This window comes from Coriobacteriia bacterium, from assembly GCA_003149935.1.
In the GTDB taxonomy this organism is placed as follows: domain Bacteria; phylum Actinomycetota; class Coriobacteriia; order Coriobacteriales; family QAMH01; genus QAMH01.
Map to the genome: position 1 here is coordinate 85564 of QAMH01000008.1, position 22407 is coordinate 107970.

Here is a 22407-nt window from a genome sequence, read left to right on the forward strand (position 1 = left end):
TTGGGGGTCTGTCCCCTTATTGCCACCTGCGGCGATTAGGGGTCTGTCCCCCAGGAACCAAGGGGTCTGTCCCCCGGGAACCGCCAGCCTCCTAATGCCAGGTGGTGAACCGCTTCTGCAGCCAGCCCGAGAAGTAGTTGAGCACCGTGACCGTCATGCCGCAGGTGATGATGCCGGCGTAGATGTTGGCGTAGTTCGCGAACACGTTGGCATTGGAGATCCAGTACCCGATGCCGGATTTGGCGCCGAAGCTCTCGGCATACATGAGCATGAGGAATCCCGTGGTGAGCGACACGCGCAGTCCCTTGAGGATGTCGGGAATGATATACGGGATGATGACCTTCATGATCATCGTGGTCGTATTGACCATGAGCACGCGGGTGTTGTCCACGATCGCCGCCGGCAGCGAGCCCACGCGCAAGATCATGCTCAGGAACTGCGGCCAGAACACGCCGATGAGGATGACCATGATGGCCGCCCAGCGATACGTCGGCATGATGATGACGAGAAACGGCGTGAACACGACCGACGGAATCGGCGCAAACACGTTGGCAATGGGATAGAAGATCGCGCGCAGGCGCGGAATCCATCCGCAGATGATGCCCAGGATGACGCCCAGGACCGTACCCAGGATATAACCGCTGAGCAGGAGCTCCAACGAGGACACCACGTTCATGGCAAGCTCCCCGCTATATTCCACGAAGACGTTGAACACGTTTTCGGGCGAGGGAATGAGCACGTTGTGCGCGATGCCCAGCTTGGGTCCGACCAGCTCCCAGGCGATGAATATCACCCATACGATCAAGATGATGTCGGACGACCCTTCGGGCATGGGGTCTTTGCGGCGTCCCAGAACCAGGGCGAGCAGGTAGAGGAACTCAATACAGCAGATTGCGATGATCTCGCCGGTCACGGGCGCGACGTTGGTGCGCGTGTTGGGCATGAGGAAGATGATCCCCAACAAGGCGAGCAGCAGCACGTGGGAGATGACCAGGTGCGTCTTGATCTTTCTCGGCATCTATATCACATCCTCGTAAACGCGCTCGCGGTCGGCCTGGTCGAGCTTGGTCTCCTCGGCGGCGTAGAAGAGCTCCATGAGATACGCGCGACGTTCCTTGTACACGTCACTCTCGAAGAAGGCCTCAGGATCGCGCGGCCGTGGGATGTCCAGCGTGAACTCGTCGATGAAGCGCCCGCCGCTCATGAACACGACGCGGTCGGCCAAAAGCAACGCCTCCTCGACGTCATGGGTGACGAAGATGGCCGTCTTGCGCGACGCGTCCGACATCCACAGCCCCTCCATAAGGCCCTGCAACTCACGTCGGGTCTTGATGTCGAGGGCGCCAAAAGGCTCGTCGAACAGCAGGATTTCGGTATCCATGGCAAGCGCGCGGGCAATGGCCACGCGCTGCTGCATGCCACCGGAAAGCTGGTAGGGGTAGAGGTCGGCCGCCTTTGTCATGTTGACTTTGGCAAGGTACTCGTCGGCGATTTCGGCTATGCGCGCCTTCGTGAGGTCGCGCCCGAGCTCGACTGCAGCCTGGTGAATGCCGAACTCGACGTTTTGCTTCGCCTTCATCCAAGGAAAGATCGCGTAGTTCTGGAAAACGACGGAGCGATTCATGCCAGGGCCGTCGAGTGGCTCGTCGCCGATGAAGATCTTGCCGCCCAGGGGCTTTTGCAATCCGGCGAGGATGCGCAGCGTGGTTGACTTGCCACAGCCCGAATGCCCGACCAGGCACAGGAACTCGCCGTCCTTGACGTGCAGGTTCAGATGCTTGAGGACGAGATCTTCCTCGGGTATGTCCTCGACGCTCACGTGACGGTGCTTGCGCGTCTTGAACTTGTCCACCTCGTCGGGATAGGCGTAGGACACGTCAATCATTTCGAGCGAGCTCATCGTCACCTCCATCTTCTTGGTTCGCATGCGTATGGGAAGGACGGCCCCGCACGAGGCAGGGCCGTCCTTGGGAGGCCATCCTTATGGTCAGGCCGCGATCAATCCTAGCTGTTGTAGATATCGAAGTCGGCGGCGAGCTTCTGGTAGGTCTGGTTGTCGGGATACTGCGAAACCAGGCGGTCGAGCGCGCGCTTGTAAACCTCGCTCGTGGCGTACTGATCCATGGCGTTGGGGTCGCCCTCGATTTCGCCGATGCTCAGCATGGCCTTGTAGTACTGGACGATCTCGTTGGTGTGGGGATCGGGCGAGAGATCCATCATGTTGCGATACTCGTCGGTGCCATAGAGGGCCGCCTCGACGTAATCGGGCGACTGGGCGGAGTAGTCGACCATGCGCTTGATGACGTCTTCCTTGTTGTTGAGGTAATAGTCATAGCCGCGGATGAGGGCGACTTCGAAGTCGACGAGCGACTGGAACTTGTTGTGGTAGGCATCGTCCGAGCAGTTCTGACGGCAGCAGGGGTAATCGCCGGTGATGTCGGCGGGGACGGCCGGCACCTTGATGTCGTCCATGGTGGTGGAGTAGGTGTAGCCCTGCGCGTTATTGCAGATGAACAGGTCGCACTGGCCAGAGCGCAGACCCTCGAGGGCGGTTGTGGCGTTATCGACGTACTCGAACTCGACATCCTTGCCCAGCTCGAGGCCGTTGTCCTGGAGATACGCCTTCAGGTAAATCTGACCGCTCTCCTCACGGGAGCAGGCAATCTTGAGACCGCGGAAGTCCTCGGCGGTCTTGAGCTCGCGATCGAAGGCGGTCGTGGAAATGAACTCGGAACCATTGAGGATGGTGCCGCCAAACACGTAGATCGGCGTACCCTGCGAGACATAGGAGCATGCCGGCACGATGCCGAACAAGTCGATGTCGAGCTTGTTCACGGACATGGAGGCCATGGCGTCTGCCAGGGCGACGGTCTGGAACTCGACGTCGCAGCCCTCCTCCTCGAAGTAGCCGAGCTGGTCGGCCAGGATGGCCGGAGCGATCTTGATGAGCTTGCCGGTGACGGCACACACCAGATGCTCGCCATCGCCCTTTTCCATGAAGTCGGTGTTCTCCTGGCTACCGGAGTTGCTGCAGCCGACGAGGGCCAGTGCCAGCAACGCGCTCATGGCGAGGGCGGCTACCAGCGCTCCGATCTTCTTGCCCATTTTCATGTGGACTTCCTTTCATGAGTAATGACACAGCGCAAGGGACTATAGCATATATTGGATTGATGCAACTAGCTAAATGCGAATTGTTTCTATTAGGGTGATGCTGATGGTGGACGACTGACGGTAATCGGCGTGTTGTACTAACATGGGCGAGAGCACGAGGGTCGGTGAGTGAGGGTCTGTCCCCTTGTTACCAGCTTGCCGTATTAGCCCGGGGTTCAGGGGTCTGTCCCCTTGTTACCAGCTTGCCGTATTAGCCCAGCACAATCTGACAGATGACGAGTAGCGCGACAAAGAACACGCCGTTCACGATGCCGAAGAGGCGGAGGAAGGACGCCGTGTCCGGCGCATCCGGCTCGCGCAGGCGCGGGATCATCGTGCGTGCGATGGCAAAGTGGCGAATCGCGATGAGGCTCGCGAGCGATCCCACGAAGGTGCCCGCTCCCCCGATGTTCACGCCGATGAGCAACGGTTGCCACGCGTCGGTAAAGTGCGAGAGCAGCACCGCGGCCGGCACGTTGCTGATGACCTGGCTGGTCAAAGCGGACGTGAGCAAGCCCCACTGTCCCATGAGCGGTTGGAGCACTTCCTCCAGCACCGGGATGTGCGCCATGTTTCCCGCGAAGACGAAGAAGCAAAGGAACGTGGCGAGTAACGGATAGTCGACCTTGAGCAGTGCATCGCGATCGAAGATGAGAAGCGTCACGATGACGATGATGACAGCAATGCCGAAGGGAATCACGCGAAAGACCGCGAGCAGCGCGATGACGAAGAGCGGCACGTAGACGGCGAGCCGCCGTCGGTCGAGCATGACGGCCGAGGTCGCGGGGGCCACGGCATCCTTGTTCGGCATGGCTTGTTGCAGCTGCGTCGTTGCGCCATCGCCCCCGGCAGCGCCTCTCCTCGTCATGAGCCAGGTTGCGAAGATGATGCCCACCACGGACAGGGCGAACGGCAGGGCCATCGTCCTGAGAAATTCGCCTAGCTCGACGTGATAGTAGGAGTAGAGGTAGATGTTCTGCGGGTTTCCGAACGGCGTCACCATGCCGCAGAGGTTGGCCGCGATCGCTTGCAACGCGAAGACGGCGGGCACGAGGCGCGGCTGGCCGAACTCGACGAGCGCGGCGACCGAGAGCGGCAGCATGATGACGAGCGCCACGTCGTTGGTGAACGCCATGGAGAACACGGCCGTGACGAGCACAAGGGTCATCGCGAGCGTGCGCGGACTCGCAAAACGCGCGATGGCGGCGCGGGCGGCCCAGTCGAAGACGCCTGCGTTTCGCAGGGCGCTCGCGACGGCCAGCACGCAGAACAGGCAGCCGATGGTCTTCCAATCGAAGTAGCCGAGGTACGCCTCATCAGGCGGAACGAAGAACATGGAGACGAGAGCGACGAAGGCAGCGGTGCCAAGCATCCAGTGCCTGCGCAGCAGCTGCATCAACCGGTATCGCAGGCGCACGAAGCCCTCCCCCCTTCGAGATTTCCGGGCGCCATTATAAGCGAGGCAACTAGAATCCCGTGTTTTCAGGTCCTAATTCCCAGTATTTTTAGTTTTTAATTCTCACTTTTTTCAATTTCGAAGTATCGCCTTGCCGCGACCTGCCTATTCGGCGAAATCGAACATGGCGGAGCTGAGGTAGCGCTCGCCGGTATCGGGCAGAATCACCACGATGTTCTTGCCGGCGTTTTCGGGGCGCTGCGCGAGCTTTGTCGCAGCGGCCACAGCGGCACCCGATGAGATGCCGACGAGCAGCCCGTCATGTGCGGCAAGCTCACGACCCGTCTCGAAGGCCTCTTCATTGGTGATGGCGATGACCTCGTCGTACACATCCGTATCGAGCGTCTCGGGCACGAAGCCGGCACCGATGCCCTGGATGCCGTGCGGGCCCGCGCAACTCCCGGAGAGCACGGGGGACCCCGCCGGCTCAACGGCCACGACCCGCACGTTCGGGTTCTGCTCCTTCAGATACGCACCCGTGCCGCTGATCGTACCGCCGGTACCGACACCCGCGACGAGAATGTCGACTTCGCCGTCCGTGGCCTCCCAGATCTCGGGGCCCGTCGTGCGATAGTGAATGGCCGGGTTGGCGGGATTGGTGAACTGCGACGGAATGAACGAGTTCGGAATCTCCTCGGCAAGCTGCTCGGCCTTGGCGATGGCGCCCTTCATCCCGTCCGCACCGGGCGTGAGCACAAGCTCGGCCCCGTAAGAGCGCATGAGTTTGCGGCGCTCGACGGACATGGTGTCGGGCATGGTGATGATGATGCGGTTACCGCGGGCGGCGGCGATGGCGGCAAGGCCGATACCGGTGTTGCCGCTCGTGGGCTCGATGATGACCGTATCAGCGTCGAGCAGACCGTTTGCCTCGGCTTCGTCGAGCATCGCCTTGGCAATGCGATCCTTGATCGAACCAGCCGGCTCGAAATACTCCACCTTGCCAATGAGCTTGGCATCCAGCCCATGGTTGTTCTCGTAGTTGGTGAGCTCGACAAGCGGCGTGTTGCCGATGAGCTCAAAAACGTTTTTGTATACGCGCATGGGATACTCCTCCCCTATTCGTGATTACCGATATCTATACGTGCATTCTAGTACCAATTAGGCGACCGCCGATGAGGTCTTGGGGCGCGATGCGTGGATATCGTAGGGGTCGTACGAAGAGGCAGCGGGTACCTCGCCAATGATGTCGAAGGCGTCGCCCGCACAGACGCGACCGCCTTTGATTACCCGGCAAAACACGCCTTCGCGGGGCATGATGCAATCCCCCATCTTGTGGTAGATCGCGCAGTGCTTGTGACACTGCTTGCCGATCTGCGTGAGCTCGAGGACGCCATCGCCGCATTGGAAGCGCGTGCCGACTGGAAGGCTCTTGAGGTCGTAGCCCTCGACGATGATGTTCTCGCCGAACGAGCCGTTCTGCACATCGGCGCCGAGTTCCTTGAAGGCCTCGATGCGCTCGTAGCCGAGCAGGCTCACCTGACGATGCCATGAGCCGGCATGTGCGTCGTCCTCGATTCCCCAGTCGGGAATGAGGTCTACGTATTGCTGCTCGGATTTCTGGATGCCCTTGACGGCGCTGGTGCAAACGGCTTTGACGGTGCCCATGTTGCACGCTCCTTTACGAGAGACGATGCATCGTGCGCCACCTCGATGCACCCGGTGCAACCAATGGGTGTTCCCTGGGCCGCTGCACGACGGCCTTCGGGCAAATCATGGCGTGAGGTGAGTATAGCGCTTTATTCGCAGAAGGGAATAGAGAATATGCAAGCGGCAATGAGGAGTCTGCTCCGAAATGCCGCAGAGGACAAGTGATTAGGCTGGAGATGCCAGTTAGCGATGTAGCTTCTTACGCATCTGCTTGAGGTGATTGGCCTTGAAGGAGCGGTGACCACCAAAGAGCTTGATATAGGTATTGGTCTCCTCATGGTCGGCATAGCGCTGGGCAGCGAGCTCCATCGAGCAGAAGTAGTCAGCGGCCTGGGCAAGACGGCGTTCTTGGTACCGCAGGCGCTTGTAGTCGGCGGTGTTGGTCGATAGCGTCTCGTCAAATGCACGGTGAATGGCGGCACCGACAGCGGCTTGACCACCATCGTAATAAATCGCAACCGTTGCGTACAGCTGGAACTCGGAGTAATGATCTCGAATGAACGACGATAAATCGCGCTGCATGCGCTCGGACAAAGCTTTCGCAGTCTTGAATTCGGGACGACGATAGATGAACGTCCTGTACGTTACTGGCAACTTGCGAATAAACCCTTCGAATCTAGCAAACAATTTCTTGCGGGTTTCGAATTCGAGGCCCGCATATCCGCCGCGCCTATGCTGAAGATCATATGCATGAAACGGAACATCAGGCAGCGACGACTCGCACAGGTTCGTCTCATAGTTTGTGATGAGGCTGTCGATGGAATCTTGCTGGTCATGAAGCACAACCGTGAGGAGGTAGTACTTGGTGTCAGACTGGGACTTATTTTCCTGGCCACACTCATCAAAAAACGCACTCAGAGTACCCGACACTCCCACCCTCCTGATAAAGAAAATGCGCGGGGACATCCCCGCGCGCTTGGCTGCCCTCGCGTCAAGCGCGAGATGCTAGAACAACTATACCACGGCTGAGATGACATCGATACGAGCCCGTTCGATTGTGAGCGAAATGCCAATTTGGCACCTCGGGTCTTGCTCGCGAACACGGCCCGACGCAGCGGAGCGTTTCTTTACTCCGCGCGCGCAGTCATGCTGTAATGACCTGGACATCCGACAAAGAGAATCACCATGCCGATAGGTAAATCCATCAAGCAGCACCGCGAGGCCCACGGAATGATCAAGCGGTAGCTCGCCAAGCGTCTCTACATCACCAGCCAGGCCATCTCGCACTGGGAGACCGGCGAGACCACGCCGGATATCGACATAACGAAGCTTATCGTCGCGACGCTTGACATGCCCGTAACCGAGCTGCTCGACATGCCGCTCGAGGGAACGTTCTGCCAATGCTGCAGGATGTATTCCGACAATCGAGAGTCACAATCGGGGGTCTGTCCCCATCTTCCATCCCCATCTTCCCATACGCGAATGGCCGCCTGCTTGCGCAAAAAGCCGCCATCTCTAGGATTTGCGGGGGCCGGGTGCGCGTATCTGCCGCTTCTCTAGGATTTGCCGCGCCGCCTGCCTAGGCTTGCGCCGTTTTTGCGCGCGCGACGTCGCCCGACCCTAGAGGTGGCCGCTTTTTGCGCGCGGGCGCCACGGGGACGGACCCGAGGGCCTGTCCCCGCCATTCCAGAAGGGGTCTGCCCCCTTATCGCCACCTGCACCAGCAGGGGTCTGTCCCCTTTTTGCCACATGCGGCGATGCGGAAGGGTCTGTCCCCTTGTTGTCAGAGTTCTACCGCCACATCGAAGGCGCTCATGTTCGCCGAGAAGATGTTGCCCGTCTTGCGCGCATCACCCACGACTGTGACCTGCGGCATCATCTCCACAAACTGCTGCACGAGCTCCTTATTCGGACGCAAGCCGCATGCCATGACGACCGTGTCGGCTGGAATCTCGAAATCCTCGCCACCACGTGTGTACACGACGGACCCTTCGCGAATCTCCTTCACCATGGCCTCGTCAACGAGCTGTACGCCATAACGATCGCGCAGTTCGATGAGACCGCTGCGTAGCTCGTTCATGACCTCGCGCCAGAGCTTGTCCTCGGGCAGCGCATCGATGGCCGTGACCTCATGACCTTCGTAGGTGAGCTGGATGCCGCATTCGAGCGCGGAAAAGCCGCCACCCACGATGACGACGCGCTTGCCAATGGGTGCCAGGCCCAGGTCGGCCTCGGTCACCGTGATGACGTTGTCTCCGTTGGCGCCGGGGATGGGTGGGCAGATGTGCTCGCCACCAATGGCGACAATGACCTCATCGGGATTCTCCGCCATGACAAGCTCCGGCGTTGCTTCCACACCCAGCCGGATGTCCGCGCCGCTCTCGAGCGTTGCACGCTTGTCCCAGGCGAGATAGCGCTTGTGGTACGGCTCCTTGCAGAAAAGGACCGATGCTTCCTTGAGACGGCCTCCAAGCTCTTCATCACGCTCAAAGAGTACGACGTCGTGGCCGCGTTTGACGGCGGTTTGCGTCGCCATCATCCCCGCCGGACCACCGCCGATGACGACCACTTTCTTTTTGGTAAGCGCCGGCCGTATTTCGCGATAGTAGAGCTCGCGACCAAGCTGCGGGTTGACCGAGCAGCGTACGCCGCCGCCCACGGCGGGACGCGACGCGCACTCGATGCAGCGCAGGCACGGGCGAATAGTGTCTTCCTCGCCACGATACGCCTTGTTCACCAGGTCCATATCGGCAAGGATGTTGCGCGCGAAGGCGACGATGTCGGCCTTGCCCTCGGCCAGAATCTGCTCGGCAGTCTCGATGTTGGGGATGTTACCGACGCAAGTCACGGGGATGTCGAGCTGCTCGTGGACGATGGCCGTGCGCGGGATGTTGAGGCACAGCTCCTGCGGGTAACCCGGCATCATGTACTTGACGTAGACCGGGTCGAAAATCCAGCCGCCCGAGAGATTCGCATCATCGATATAGGGTTCGGCCGCCTTGAGGAAGGTGATGACGTCCTCAAGCGTGGTGCCGCCCTCGACGTATTCGTTTTGGCTGATACGGAAGTCGATGGCCATATCATCGCCCACGGCCTCGCGCACGGCCTTGACGAGCTTGAGCGGGAAGCGCATGCGGTTCTCGAAGGATCCGCCGTACTCGTCCGTACGCTGGTTGGTGAGTGGCGAGAAGAACGCGCTCACGAAGTTGCCATGCGCGCCGTGGATGAGCACCATGTCGAAACCCGCGTCACGCAGACGCACGGCCGCCTTGCAGAAGAGGTCGATGACCTCGTTCATCTGCTCCTCGGTAGCCTCCTCGAACAGCTCGGGGTCCATATCGGGCGTGAGCCACGGCACCCAGGCCTTGCGACCGGCAAGCGCATTGGGTTGCGCGATACGCCCCGCATGCAGGATCTCGCACGAAATCGCCGCGCCGTAGCGATGCACCTCCTCGACAAGGCGATGCAGGCCGGGAATGTCCTCGTCCTTGCAGACGGAGAGGCTGCCGAAGAAGTCACGTGCACGGCCTTGGTCGACGGGCGATGCGCCGATCGTGACCATGCCGACGCCACTGCGAGCCTGGGCGCCGAGAAACTGCACGAGCGCCTCGGTAACCTGACCATCGACAACACCTGCATGACCCGAGACGACCGGCGAAAAAACCAGACGATTCTTCAGCTCGAAATTGCGAATCTTAATCGGCGTGAAGATGTGAGGGAAATTATTGAAACTCGGCATATATGTACTCCTCAATTCTACGACGATGGCGCGAGGGGGACAGACCCTTGCAACTCACACGCACTGGGGAGGTGAGGGAAACGGGGGTCTGTCCCCTTCTTGCCACCTGCGGCGATGCGAGAGGGTCTGTCCCCTTATTGCCACTAGAACGTCAGGCCGACGCACATGGTGCCGCCATCGTGATTGGCGACGACACCCGTGATCTGCGCGGCGGCAGGCGATGCCAGGAAGACCGCCAACGCACCAATCTCGAGCGGTTCGCCAAAGCGATGCATCGGCATCGTCACGTCGATGAACTCCGTAATCGACGGCGGAAGACCCGCATCGAGGTCAGAATGCGTGGGACCGGGCGCAATCGAGTTGACGCGAATGCCGTAGTCGCCCATGACGATCGCCAGGTGACGCGTGAGGTGATCGAGGGCGGCCTTCGAAGCGTTGTATGAAGGCATGGGATGTGCGCGCGGGTCGCCGATGGCCTGACCGCCAATCGACGAGATGTTGATGATTTCGCCACCACGGCCCTCGTCCATCATCCATTGGCCAAAGACCTGGATCATGGCCGCGACGCCATCGAGGTTGACGTTCATGACGCGCTTGAACTCCTCGAGACGCGCATCGTCGAAGACGCCGTGCTTGCCGTCGATACCGGCATTGTTCACCAACGTGTCGATATGGTCGAACTCGCTGGCGACGACCTCTTTGGCCCTCAGTACCGAATCGAAGTCTCCCACGTCGCACTTCACGGCGATGGCGCGCGACCCGAGCAGGCGGAGCTGCTCTGCGGCCTCGTTGCCGGAAGCCTCGTTTCGACACAGGATGGCGACGTTGGCGCCGCACTCAGCGAACGCCTGCGCGATGCCGCGTCCCAGACCGCGGTTGCCGCCGGTGATGACAACGTTCTGGCCGGCAACGGAAAACGCGTTCTTCATGCTGGTGATAGGTTCGATGATAATCTTGTCCATGATCGTTCCTCTCCGGGGTCTGTCCCTTTTTTGCCGAGATTTCTCGACTCCGCTTCGCTTCGCTCGAAATGACAAGGGAGGGTCTGTCCCCTACTTGCCATGCCCGACAATGGAGGGTCTGTCCCCTACTTGCCAACTGCGATGATGCAGGAGGGTCTGTCCCCTTGTTGTCATCTGCGCGCTTACACCTCGAGTGCTGCGTCAAAGCCGCTGTGATTCGCCTTCTTGATAGTGCCGATGTCCGCACAGTCACCCACAACGTACGTCTCGGGAATGAGCTCGCGGAACTGGTCGGGCGCGACGGGGCGTATTCCCATGGCGTTGACCACGTAATCGGCGGGAATGACCTCGCGACGCCAATCCCTGTCCTGCACGTGTACGCCATCATCGTCGATGGCCTCGACGTTACGGTCATCGAGAATGCGGACCTTGTATTCCTCAAGCAGCGCCATCAACATGCCGCGCGTGATGTGAATCATGCCGGCGGCAAACCTGTCGAGCGGAACGCGATCGACGAGCGTGACCTCGCAGCCCTCCATGGCAAGCGCCAGCGCGGACTCGCAGCCACTCGCGCCACCACCACAGACGACGACTTTGCCGCTCACCTTTTTGCGTCCGGAATCGACATCGCGCACGCCATACACGTTGTCGCGGTCGAGACCGGGAACGGGCGGATTGACCGGCACGGAGCCCAGCGCGACGATGAGCGCATCGGGCTTCTCGGCCATGATGAGCTCGGGGGTCGCCTCGGTGTTGAGACGCACGTCAGCACCACATTCCATCGTCTGCTTGACGTCCCACTCCGTATATTTCAGCAAATCGCTCTTGAACGGTAGCTTGTTGATGTCGTTGAGCGCACCGCCCAGCGATGCGGACTTCTCGAACAGCACGACCTCGTGACCGCGTCTGATCGCGGTTTGCGCCGCCATCATGCCAGCCGGACCGCCGCCGATGATGACGACCTTCTTGCTCTTGGCCGCCGGCACAATCTCCCAGTAACGATAACCGCGTCCAAGCTGCGGGTTAATGGCACACGACATGTGGTTGCCGCCGCCTGCCGCACACGAATGGCAACGCAGGCAGGGGCGCACCGTCTCGGGCTCGCCGCGATACGACTTCTTGAGAATCTCGGTGTCGGCCAGCAGGGCACGCGCGATGTAGCACGCATCGGCAGCCCCACTCGCAATGATGTCCTCGGCCTCGTCGATATTGGTGATGCAGCCGACGACGGAGACGGGAATGGTGATTTCCTTGCATTCCTTGACCTTGCGCGACAGCTCCCTATTGAGGCAATGCGGCTGGTAGTAGGGCGGCATCGTGAAGAACTGCGCACGCCAATCGACGATGAGGCCGGCCGAGATGTTGACCATGTCGAGGTATTCCTGCGCGAGCTTGAGGAATTCGATGACTTCTTCGACCTCCATGCCGCCATCGACCATCTCGTCGCCGCTGATGCGCATGTCAAGGATGAAGTCGTCACCGACGGCTTCGCGTACGGCCTTGAGCAGCATCAACGGGAAACGGCAACGGTTCTCGAAACTGCCGCCGAAGTTGTCGTTTCGGTGATTGGTGAGCGGCGAAAGGAACGCCGCAATCAGGTTGCCATGTGCGGCGTGAATGTTTACGCCGTCGAACTGGGCCTTCTTGAGGCGCACCGTGCAATCGACATAGTCCGCGATGATGTTCTCCATGTCGCGGAACTCCATCTCCTTGAGATACGGGTACTGCCCCGGAATGGGCAGCGGCGTGGGCGCAAGCCCGTACTCGCTCTGGATGAGCTCGGGATGCACGCCGCGGCCGGCATGGACGAGTTCGACGGAAATTTTGGCCCCGTGGCGATGCGCAACCTCGGACAGCAGCACCAAGCCATTGATGCGCGTATCCTCGGTGACGTTCAGCTCGGCAGGATAATCGGGGGCAGTGTCCCAGTTGACCGGCGTCGCTCCCAGCGTGATGAGCGCCGCGCCCGTCCTGGCCTGCTCCTCGACAAAGTCAATGTAACCTTGCGTCGGCTCGCCATTTGCGGTCGTGTAATCAGAAACCATGGGCGAAAAGATAATGCGGTTCTTGAGTACCTGCCTACCTACCCTGAGCGGCGTAAACACGTACTCGTAATCGTTAAAAGACGCCATATCCATCCCTTCGGTTGCTCTCCTATAATGACAACGCCGGGGGTCTGTCCCCTTGTTGCCGTAGCTCCTTTTGTCATTTCGACCGGAGGCGCGAAGCGCCGGAGTGGAGAAATCTTCCCCGTCGCTGCTAGCGGAGCGTAAACCGAGATTTCTCGACTACGCTCACTTCGTTCGCTTCGCTCGAAATGACAACGCCGGGGGTCTGTCCCCTTGTTGCCACCTGCGGCGATGCAATGGGGCCGGGTACAAGACCCGGCCCCACGCACGATGCTATTTGCAGATATACGGTCCGGGGACGAACATAACCTGATTGGGTTTCTTGTCCATCTCCTTCACCAACTCGTCGATTGGGCCGAACTTCATGACAGCCGCAAGGCAGTGATGCACGCAGCTCGGGAGCTTGCCCTTCTGCACGCGCTCGGCACACAGGTCGCACAACGTCGTGGGCGTGGGAATCTTGTTCCAGTTCATGGTCTTCGCATCGACCTCCCAGGGGCCCTCGTCAAGGACGCGAATACCCCAGGTGCCAGCCTCGAACCCATGCTCCTTCTGGCACGCGACCTCGCAGGACTGGCAGCCCGTGCAGAACTCGTAGTCAATCAGCAGTCCGTTTCTCATGGTTTCCCCTCCTATTTGTTCAGCTTCTCGACTTTGCAGAGCAGGCACTTGAACGGCGCGCCAAAACCGAGCTTGCCCACGAACTTATGCGGTACGAGCTCGTTGATATTGCAGCGCCACACGCCGAACAGATGCGGCTCCTCTCCGTCCTCTTCGGGGAACCACCAACCGTGCTGAGCATGCACGACGCCTTCCTTCACGATGGGCGTGACCTTGGCCTTGAGCTCGCATTTGCCGAACTCGTTCTCGACGTTGACCCACTCGCCATCGATGATGCCGAGCTTCTCCGCATCCTTGGGATTGATCTCGAGCAACGGATCGGGATTGATCTCGCGCAGCAGCGGAATCTGCTTTCCCTCGGAATGGAAGTACGCGTAGGTGCGGGCGCCGGTCGTGAGCACGAAGGGATACTCCTCCATGAGCTCGGGCGTCGACACCGGAGAGCGCTGCGGCTCCTCGTAGTATGGCAGCGGATCCTCGTTGAACTGCTTGTACATGGTCGAGTAGAGCTCGACGCGACCGGTCGGCGTGTTGAAGCCGGGCTTGCCGTCGGGACGCAGCTTGCCCGTCTCGTACTTCTTGTAGCTCACGTTGCGCTGGACGACGACCTTCTCGCGCAGTTCCTCGTAGCTCATGCCGAGGTTACCGAGGCGGAACTCGGCACGGAAATCCTCGAAATCCTTGAATCGCTCGTAGGTGCCGGGGTTGAGGCGGCAGCCAAGCTCGTACTGGATCTCAAGGTCACCCTTGGTCTCGCCAACCTTGACGGCGTCGACGACGGCACCGAGCATGTTGGGCGATGCGCCGTAGTGCGTGCCGACCATGGACTGGCGCTCGGCGTAGGTCGCGAGCGGCAGGATGACGTCGGCACAGCACTGGACGGTCGGGGTGATCCAGCAATCGGCCGCGAAGACGAAGTCGAGCTTGACCATGGCGTCATGCCAGCGCTTGGGCTGGGCGGCGCAGGTGCCGGCAAGCAGGTTGGTCGACGCGATGAAGCCGCCGTGGATCTCGTAGGGCTCGCCCGTCTCCATGGCCTCGAGCGTGAGGTCGGCGTGCGAGTTGAGAACCATGCCGACATAGGCAGGATACTCGTACAGGCCGATGATCTTGTTCTGCAGCTCCGGACCGAGCTCCTTCCAACCGAAGCCGAGGTCGCCGAGCGAGTCGCTCACATCACCGAGCAGCTGGCCACCGGGAATGTCGAGATTGCCGGTGATGGCCTCGAGTGCGATGATCGTGTGACCTGACTGAGTGCCGTTGGCCTTCTGGTCGGTGGCAAGTCCCCACAGGATTGCGGCATTGTCGGCGCAGGCGTACATGCGGGTTGCACCGTAGATGTCGTCAACGTCGAGGTCGCAGATCTCGGCCGCCTTCTCGGGAGTCATGGTCTTCACGCGCTCGGCGAGCTGCTCGAAGCCGTAGCAGTATTTGTCGACGAAGTCGTGATCGTAGAGGTCCTCGGAGATGATGATGTTGAGCATCGCCATGCCAAGAGCCGTGTCGGTACCAGGGCGCAGCTGCAGGTGATAGACCGCACGCGTGGAGAGCCAATTGGAGCGCGGATCGATCGAGATGAGCTTGCTGCCGCGCTTCATGACGTCGATGACGGCGTGGCCGAAGAAACCGTCGCCGTTGGAGGGAAGCGGCTCCTTGCCCCAAGTGATCATGACCTCGGGAATCTTGTACATCGGATCGTCATAGCGTCCGGGCAAGCCGCCGGCGTAGTCCATCTCGGGGTAGGTCACGCCAGCAACATAGGTGCCAGCGGCAACGCGCGGGATGTAGCAGGCGTAACCGGACTGCGTGTAGCAGGCATTGGGCGTACCGATCATGGCCGCGCCGTAAGGGCCGCACATTGGGCCGCCCTCGCGACCGGTGCCACCGAAGACGACGATGGACTCGGGGCCGTACTTCTCCTTGAGACCCTGGATGTTCTCCTCGATGATGTCGTAGGCCTCGTCCCAGGTGATGCGCTCCCACTTGTCCTTGCCGCGATCCTCCTTGGCGCGTTTCATCGGGTAGATGACGCGGTCCGGATGATAGGTGAAGTCGGTGAGGGTCAGGCAGCGCATGCAGAGGCGCCCCTGTGTGATGGGCTGGTTCTCGTCGCCCTCGACCTTTTCGAGGATGCCGTCCTTGTTCACGTAGAGCTTAACGCCGCATCCAACCGGATGGCAGCCCGGCGCCGACCAGGCGCAGGCGCGCGTGACGGTATAGCCGTCCTCCTCGTAACGCCAGGGCTTGCCCAGGTCGTTTTTGAAGTCTTCGATACCGCTATCGATTTTTGCTGTCGTGGTCACGTTTCCTTCCCTTCCTCTCTGTTTCTTTGACATGTAGGGGTCTGTCCCCTTCTTCCCACCTGCGGTGGCGTTTGGGGTCTGTCCCCTTCTTCCCACCTGCGGTGGCGCTTGGGGGTCTGTCCCCCTATTGCCGCTTCGCTCGAAATGACAGGTCTATCCCCCTCCCTATTCCGGCACGACGAGCTGGCTATAGCGATTCCAGATAGCCTGCATGTCGGTGTCGTAGCTTTCCTCGATGGGCTCGACCTTGCAGATCAGGCACTTATACGGCGCACCAAAACCGAGCTCGCCCACGTAGAAGTGAGGCATGAGCAAGTTGATGTTGGAGCGCCACACGTCGTAGAGATGCGGCTCCTCGCCATCCTCCTCGGGGAACCAGAAGCCGTGTTGCGCCATGACGAGACCCGGATACACCGTCTGAGTGACCTTGGCCTTGAGCACGCACGAGCCAAAGGGATTGCTCACGCGCACCCACTGGCCGTCTGCGATTCCAAGCTCGAGGGCATCTTGCGGATTGATCTCGATGAGCGGATCGGGGTTGATCTCACGCAGGTACGGAATCTGCTTGCCCTCGGAATGGAAGTAGCAATACGTACGAGCGCCCGTGGTAAGGACGAAGGGGTACTCCTCCATCTTCTCCGGAGTGGAGACCGGCGAAAGCTGCGGCTCCTCGTAGAAGGGCAGCGGATCGACCCCAAACTGCCTGAACATCGTCGAGTAGAGCTCGACGCGCCCGGTCGGCGTGTTGAAGCCGGGCATGCCGTCGGGGCGCAGCTTGCCCGTCTCGTACTTGCGATAGGACAGCGTCTCGGTCTTCTGGTGTACGACCTCCTCGCGCAGCTCCTCGAACGTCGTCTTGCCGTTGAGACGGTAATACTCGAGGAACTCGTAGAAGTTCTTGAAGCGCTCGAAGTTGACGGGCATGCAGCGACGACCTATCTCGTACATGATCTCGGCATCGCCCTTGCCCTCGCCCACCGTGATGGACTTGTTGATGGCGCCCATCGTGATGGGAGATGCGCCGTAATGGCTGTAGACCACGCTGTCGTGCTCGACGGTCGAGGACAGCGGCAGAAACAGCTCGCAAGTCGCCTGGATCGTCGGCGTGAGCCACACGTCGATGCCGAAGCACCACTCGAGGTTCTGGTACGCATCATGCCAGCGCTGGGGCTGAGCGCAATCCGTGCCAGCCAGGCCGTTGCAGTCCTCGAAGCCCGCCATCTTGAACTGGTAGGGCTCGCCCGTCTCGAGCGTGTCGAGCACCATGTCGCAGTGCGCGTTGAGGACGAAGCTCACCATCGCCGGATAGCGCTTGAGGCCCAAGATCTTGCCCTGGAGCTCGAGGCCGAGCTCGTTCCAGCCGAAGCCGAGCTCGAGGCCGTCGTTGACGTCGCCGACGAGCTGGCCGCCGGGCACGTCGATGTTTCCGGTAATGGCCTCGAGGGCGAGTATGCAATGGCCCGCCTGCATGCCGTTTGACTTCATATCGATGGCAAGGCCCCAGGCGATCTGCGCGGGCTTGGCCGCGGCGTAGACGCGAGCGGCCTCGGCGATGAGGCCAGCATCGACACCGGTGATCTCCGCCGCCCTCTCGACGGGCATCTCCTTGACGCGCTCGGCGAGCTGTTCGAAGCCGTAGCACCACTTCTCGACGAAGTCGTGGTCGTAGAGGTCCTCGGAGATGATGACGTTGAGCATGGCCATGCCGAGGGCGGCGTCGGTGCCGGGGCGCAGGCGCAGGTGCCAATCCGCTCTTGTCGAGACCCAGTTGACGCGTGGGTCGATGCTCATGAGCTTGGAGCCGCGGCGCATCATGTCGATGGCGGCGTGGCCGAAGAGCCCGTCGCCGTTAGTGGGCAGCGGATCCTTGCCCCAGAACACGATGAGCTTCGGCAGCGTGAAGGCCGGATCATCGTAACGGCCGGGCAGGCCACCGGCGTAGTCCATCTCGGGGTATGCCACGCCGGTAACGTAGGTCGTGCCCGCAACGCGCGGGATGTAACATGAGTATCCGCTCAGGGGCTGCGAGGCGTTCGGCGTGCCGAGTGCAGCTTGAGCGTACGCGGGAAGCATGGGGCCACCCTCGCGGCCCGTGCCGCCTTGCATGAGGATGGACTCAGCCCCGTAGTTTTCCTTGTAGTAAGCGACCTTCTCGGCAATCGTGTCGAAGGCTTCATCCCAGGTGATGCGCTCCCACTTGTTCTTGCCGCGGTCCTCGCGGGCGCGCTTCATCGGGTAGAGCACGCGGTCGGGATTGTAGACGTAGTCGCGCATGGTCAGGCAGCGCACACACAGACGACCGCCTGTGACCGGGTGGTTCTCGTCACCTTCGATGCGTACGAGCTCGCCGTTTGAGTTCACGTAAGTCTTGATTCCGCAGCCGACGGGGTGACATCCCGGAGGAGACCACGCACAACCGCGGGTGACGGTGAGGCCGTCCTCCTCGAAGCGCCACGGCTTGCCGAGGTCGGCCGTGCCCTGACCTTTAAACAGTTTCATGAGGTGATCCTTCCTCGAAAGGGTCTGTCCCCTTGTTGCCATCGGCGTCGTTTGACAACGAGGGGTCTGTCCCCTTGTTGCCAACGGCGTCGGGACGCAGGCTGTTGGCACTCGCCATCATGCCGCCTGTCGGCACGAAGGCCTGATCGCCGCAGCTGTCGCAAATGCCGGTCGCCGCATCGATAGTGCCGCCACATTTCAGACAGGGAATGCTTGGCGGGGGTGTGTACAACGGGCTGCTGGGATCAAACTTTCCACAGCGCCCACAGTTCGTGCATGGATAGCACATCGCGTCCGCTCCCTATTGAAGGTCGACAAGCTCAACCCAATACTCGAGCGTCTTGCCCGCGTAGGGATGGTTCATGTCAATCTTCACCGTGTCCTCGGTCGCGTCCACCACCATGGCGGGGCGCTTGGCCAGTCCATCGGCGCTCTCCCACATGATCATCGTGTCTTTCTTGATTTCGTACCCATGCGGAATGATTGAGCGGGGATACCACTTGATTTGCTTGGGGTCAGCATCTCCATAGCCTTCTTCGGGAGGGATGATGAGAGTGGCGCTCTCGCCGACTTCCATCGTGCGAAGGGCGTCATCGATGCCCTTGACCACGCGGCCCGCACCAATGCGCACGGCAAGCGGCTCATCCAGGTGCTTGTCGACGTGGCGTTCGCCGAGGATGCCCCCCTCATAACGAATGTAGGCAACCTTGCCGACTCGGTTCTCTTCCATGTGCTCCCCTTCCAGACAATCGAGGGTCTGTCCCCTTCTCTCCAAGATTTCTCGACTTCGCTGCGCTACGCCCGAAATGACAACCGGGGGTCCAATCGGGGGAGGGTCTATCCCCCTATCACCACCTGGCGTATAAGGGTCTGTCCCCTTCTTCCCAGCAGCCCCCAAGGGGGCGACCCGATAATTCGGGCGCCCCCTCGAAACCGCAGGCGTATCGAACTGGGACAAACGACCTGTCCATTTGTCCCAGTCCGTTGCGATTCGGATCGTCGTCTAGACGGCGTCCTCCTCGTACTCGCCAACCTTGGCGTCTGCGCGGTGGGCACCGAAGGTCGAAGCACCAGTGCCGGTGACCTCCATGGCCGCTGCCTTGTGCGCATCGGTCGCGTTCTCCTGATGGACGAACTCGCCCTTGGCCTCGCGCGGCATGAACTGCGGAACGATGAGCATCTGCTTGGGCTTTTCCTCAAGCTTCTTCGACAGCTCCTCGACTGTGCCGTAATAGAGGATGTTGGCGAGGCAGTGATGCACGCAGATGGGCTCACGGCCACGCTCGGTGCGATCCTTGCACAGGTCGCACAGATCCGTCGGCAGGGGGAAGTAGTTGAAGTTGATGTTGTCATCATCGATGTACCACGGGCCATCGGCATGAACGGCAATGCCCGTCTTGCCTACCGGGTAGCCATGCTCTTCCTTGCAGGAGACCTGGCACGAACCGCAATTCGTGCAGTACTCGTAATCAATAAGAAGTCCGTAGGTTGCCATATTTACACCAGCTTTCCGAATTTTTCCCAGATGAGATTCATGTCGGTGTCATACGACTCGCTCACGGGCTCGACATTACAGATCAGGCACTTGTTGGGAGCGCCGAATCCCAGCTTGCCCATGCGGCCGTTGGGGCACAGGTTGTTGATCTGCGAGCGGAAGGTGCCGTAGAGGTTCGGCTCGCTGCCTTCCTCCTCGGGGAACCACCAGCCGTGCTGTCCATGCACGGTCTTCTCGTCCACGGCCTCGGAAACCTTGGCCTTCATGAGAGCCTCGCCAAACATGTTCCAGACGCGCACCCACTGGCCATCGGCGATGCCCTTCTCCTGCGCCGTCTTGGGATTGATCTCGAGCAGCGGATCGGGATTGAGCTCGCGCGTGTAGGGAATCTGGCGATTCTCGGAGTGGAAGAACGCCGTGGTGCGCGCGCCGGTCGTGAGGATGAGGGGATACTCGTCCTTAAGCTCCGGCTTGCTGACCGGGCTGAACTCCGGCTCGATGTAGTACGGCAGCGGATCCTCGCCAAACTGGTTGTACGCGGTCGACCACAGCTCGACGCGACCAGTCGGGGTGGCAAAGCCAACCTGGCCGTCCTGGCGCAGCAGGCCCTTCTCGTACTTGTAGTACTCGATGGGCACCTGGGCGACGACGCACTTGGAAACCTCGTCGAAGGTCTCGCCATGGTTCTCGACACCCAGACGGAAGGCCTCGACGAGCTCGTGCTCGTTGGCCCACTTGGAGAAGCGCTCCGGATGCAGGTACTTGCCCAGACGATAGGCGAGTTCCATGTCGGAGGGCAGGCCACCGCAGTCGACGGCCTTGTGCATGAAGCCAGCGGTAACCGTGCAGGGCGCATAGTGCGTGAAGACGGTACCCTCGCGCTCGGCGATGGTGGCGATGGGCAGGAAGATGTCGCAAGTCGCCTGGATGGAGGCGTTCATGAACAGGTCGATGCCGATGCAGAACTCGAGGGACTTGCACAGGGCGTCATGCCAGCGCTTGGGCTCCATCGAGGTATTCGACAGCGGGTTGGAAGCCATGTAGAAGCCCATGCGGATGGGATACGGCTTGTCGGTCTCGAGTGCCTCGAGCATGAGGTCGACCTGCGAGTTGAGGATCATGTTGCAGTACGCGGGGTACTGGTCCATGCCGATCATCTTCTGGAAGAGCTCGTCGGGGATGCATTCCTTGTAGCCGAAGCCGAGCTCGTTGTGGCCGGCATCGGCACCGGGGACGAGCTGGCCGCCCGGGCGGTCGAAGTTGCCGGTGATGGCCTGCAGCGCGATGATGCACTGGCTGTTCTGCATACCGTCGGTCTTCTGGTCGACGGCGAGGCCCCACATGATGGCGGCCGGCTTGGCCTTCGCGTACATGCGCGCGGCTGCGTAGATCTTCTCGACGGGAACCTGGCAGATCTCGGCGGCCTTCTCGGGAGGCATCGTGGCGACGCGCTCGGCGAGCTGCTCGAAGCCGTAGCACCAGTACTCGACGAACTCGTGATCGTAGAGGTCTTCCTTGATGATGATGTCGAGCATGGCCATGGCCAGGGCCGTGTCCGTGCCGGCACGCAGCTGGATGAAGATGTCAGCGCGAGCGGACAGCCAGTTGACGCGCGGATCGATCTGGATGAGGCGGGTGCCGCGACGCATGGCATCGACGACCGCATGGCCGAAGAAGCCGTCGGGGTTGGACTCGAGCGGAGCCTTGCCCCACATGACCAGAACCTCGGTCAGGGTGTAGCGCTCGTCATCCCAGCGATCGGGCAGGGCGCCGGCGTAGTCCCACTCGGAGTAGGTGGAACCGGTGATGTAGGCCGCCGCCGCAAGACGCGGGGTGTAACAAGCGTAACCGGACTGCATGTAGCAGTAGTTGGGAGTGCCGAACACCATGGTGGGATACAGCGACATGGTGCCGCCCTCGCGGCCGGTACCGGACATGCCGATGATGGACTCGGGACCGTACTGGTCGACGATGCGCTCGTAGTTCTCCTTGATGATGGCGAACGCCTCGTCCCAGGAGCACTCCTCCCAGGCATCCGCGTTGCCGCGCTGGGAGCGGTCACGCTTCATCGGGGTGAGGATGCGGGCAGGGCTGTAGACGTAATCCTTCAGCGTGATGCACCTCGGGCACAGACGACCCTGGGTGACGGGATGGTTCTCGTCGCCCTCGACGTGCTCGAGCCTGCCGTCCTCGTTGACGTAGAGCTTGAGACCGCAGCCTACCGGATGGCATCCCGGAGGCGACCACGGGCAGGTACGAGTCACGGTGTAGTCGCCGTCCTCGTAGCGCCAGGGCTTGCCGATGTCATTGACGTCGGCAAGAGAATCCAGCTTCACTACTGGAGCGGCCTTGTAATCACTTAACTCCATTGCTTCACTCTCCTTCTCCTTCTTAACGGCACGGCCTTTCCTCCTGGCCGCACCGCAATAACCAAAATCGCGTATGCGATGCGTGCGATGCGGGGTC

The 22407-nt window shown here is 60.8% G+C and carries 16 protein-coding genes and 1 pseudogene; 1 reads left to right on the forward strand and 16 read right to left on the reverse strand.

The features are described from left to right. Window positions 1-91: 91 nt before the first annotated feature. The 7 genes from DBY20_07445 to DBY20_07475 all read right to left on the reverse strand — a co-directional run bounded on the left by DBY20_07445 (window position 92) and on the right by DBY20_07475 (window position 7123). A complete protein-coding gene (locus DBY20_07445; GenBank protein ID PWL78153.1) occupies window positions 92-1018 on the reverse strand; it encodes a hypothetical protein in 927 nt (308 codons plus the stop codon). Then, window positions 1019-1927 (reverse strand): ABC transporter ATP-binding protein, encoded by a 909-nt coding sequence (locus tag DBY20_07450; GenBank protein ID PWL78154.1) that lies wholly within the window; start codon window positions 1925-1927, stop codon window positions 1019-1021. Between the two features lie 77 nt (window positions 1928-2004). After that, window positions 2005-3111 carry a hypothetical protein gene (locus tag DBY20_07455; protein PWL78155.1) on the reverse strand — a complete coding sequence of 369 codons (1107 nt, stop codon included), beginning with the start codon at window positions 3109-3111 and terminating at the stop codon, window positions 2005-2007. 250 nt (window positions 3112-3361) lie between these two features. Next, window positions 3362-4546: a citrate transporter gene (locus DBY20_07460; GenBank protein ID PWL78156.1), complete on the reverse strand. Its 1185-nt coding sequence runs from the start codon at window positions 4544-4546 to the stop codon at window positions 3362-3364. Window positions 4547-4711: 165 nt separating this feature from the next. Next, entirely contained in the window at window positions 4712-5647 is a 936-nt protein-coding gene (gene cysK, locus DBY20_07465) for a cysteine synthase A (GenBank protein ID PWL78157.1), read from the reverse strand. 57 nt (window positions 5648-5704) lie between these two features. After that, window positions 5705-6211, reverse strand: a complete 507-nt coding sequence (locus DBY20_07470; protein PWL78158.1) for an MOSC domain-containing protein — start codon at window positions 6209-6211, stop codon at window positions 5705-5707. A gap of 225 nt (window positions 6212-6436) precedes the next feature. After that, window positions 6437-7123: an ABC transporter gene (locus tag DBY20_07475; protein ID PWL78159.1), complete on the reverse strand. Its 687-nt coding sequence runs from the start codon at window positions 7121-7123 to the stop codon at window positions 6437-6439. 255 nt (window positions 7124-7378) lie between these two features. Between DBY20_07475 and DBY20_07480 the strand changes: the two are divergent. After that, a pseudogene (locus DBY20_07480) lies at window positions 7379-7753 on the forward strand (hypothetical protein). A gap of 223 nt (window positions 7754-7976) precedes the next feature. On the opposite strand, the gene DBY20_07485 reads toward DBY20_07480, so the two are convergent. From DBY20_07485 to DBY20_07525, 9 genes are all read right to left on the reverse strand, one after another. Beyond that, a complete protein-coding gene (locus DBY20_07485; protein ID PWL78160.1) occupies window positions 7977-9932 on the reverse strand; it encodes a hypothetical protein in 1956 nt (651 codons plus the stop codon). 143 nt (window positions 9933-10075) lie between these two features. Then, complete coding sequence (locus DBY20_07490) at window positions 10076-10894, reverse strand: hypothetical protein (GenBank protein PWL78161.1); 819 nt, start codon at window positions 10892-10894, stop codon at window positions 10076-10078. 182 nt (window positions 10895-11076) lie between these two features. Further along, window positions 11077-13032 carry a hypothetical protein gene (locus DBY20_07495; GenBank protein ID PWL78162.1) on the reverse strand — a complete coding sequence of 652 codons (1956 nt, stop codon included), beginning with the start codon at window positions 13030-13032 and terminating at the stop codon, window positions 11077-11079. A gap of 264 nt (window positions 13033-13296) precedes the next feature. Further along, complete coding sequence (locus tag DBY20_07500) at window positions 13297-13644, reverse strand: oxidoreductase (protein PWL78163.1); 348 nt, start codon at window positions 13642-13644, stop codon at window positions 13297-13299. An 11-nt stretch (window positions 13645-13655) separates the two neighbouring features. Beyond that, the gene (locus DBY20_07505) at window positions 13656-15980 is read right to left on the reverse strand and encodes a dehydrogenase (GenBank protein PWL78164.1); all 2325 of its coding nucleotides are present in this window, start codon (window positions 15978-15980) and stop codon (window positions 13656-13658) included. 132 nt (window positions 15981-16112) lie between these two features. Beyond that, entirely contained in the window at window positions 16113-18446 is a 2334-nt protein-coding gene (locus tag DBY20_07510; GenBank protein ID PWL78165.1) for a dehydrogenase, read from the reverse strand. 301 nt (window positions 18447-18747) lie between these two features. After that, entirely contained in the window at window positions 18748-19176 is a 429-nt protein-coding gene (locus DBY20_07515) for a peptidylprolyl isomerase (protein PWL78166.1), read from the reverse strand. A gap of 273 nt (window positions 19177-19449) precedes the next feature. Next, a complete protein-coding gene (locus DBY20_07520) occupies window positions 19450-19941 on the reverse strand; it encodes an oxidoreductase (protein ID PWL78167.1) in 492 nt (163 codons plus the stop codon). A 2-nt stretch (window positions 19942-19943) separates the two neighbouring features. Further along, a complete protein-coding gene (locus tag DBY20_07525; protein ID PWL78168.1) occupies window positions 19944-22310 on the reverse strand; it encodes a dehydrogenase in 2367 nt (788 codons plus the stop codon). Between the last annotated feature and the right edge of the window lie 97 nt (window positions 22311-22407).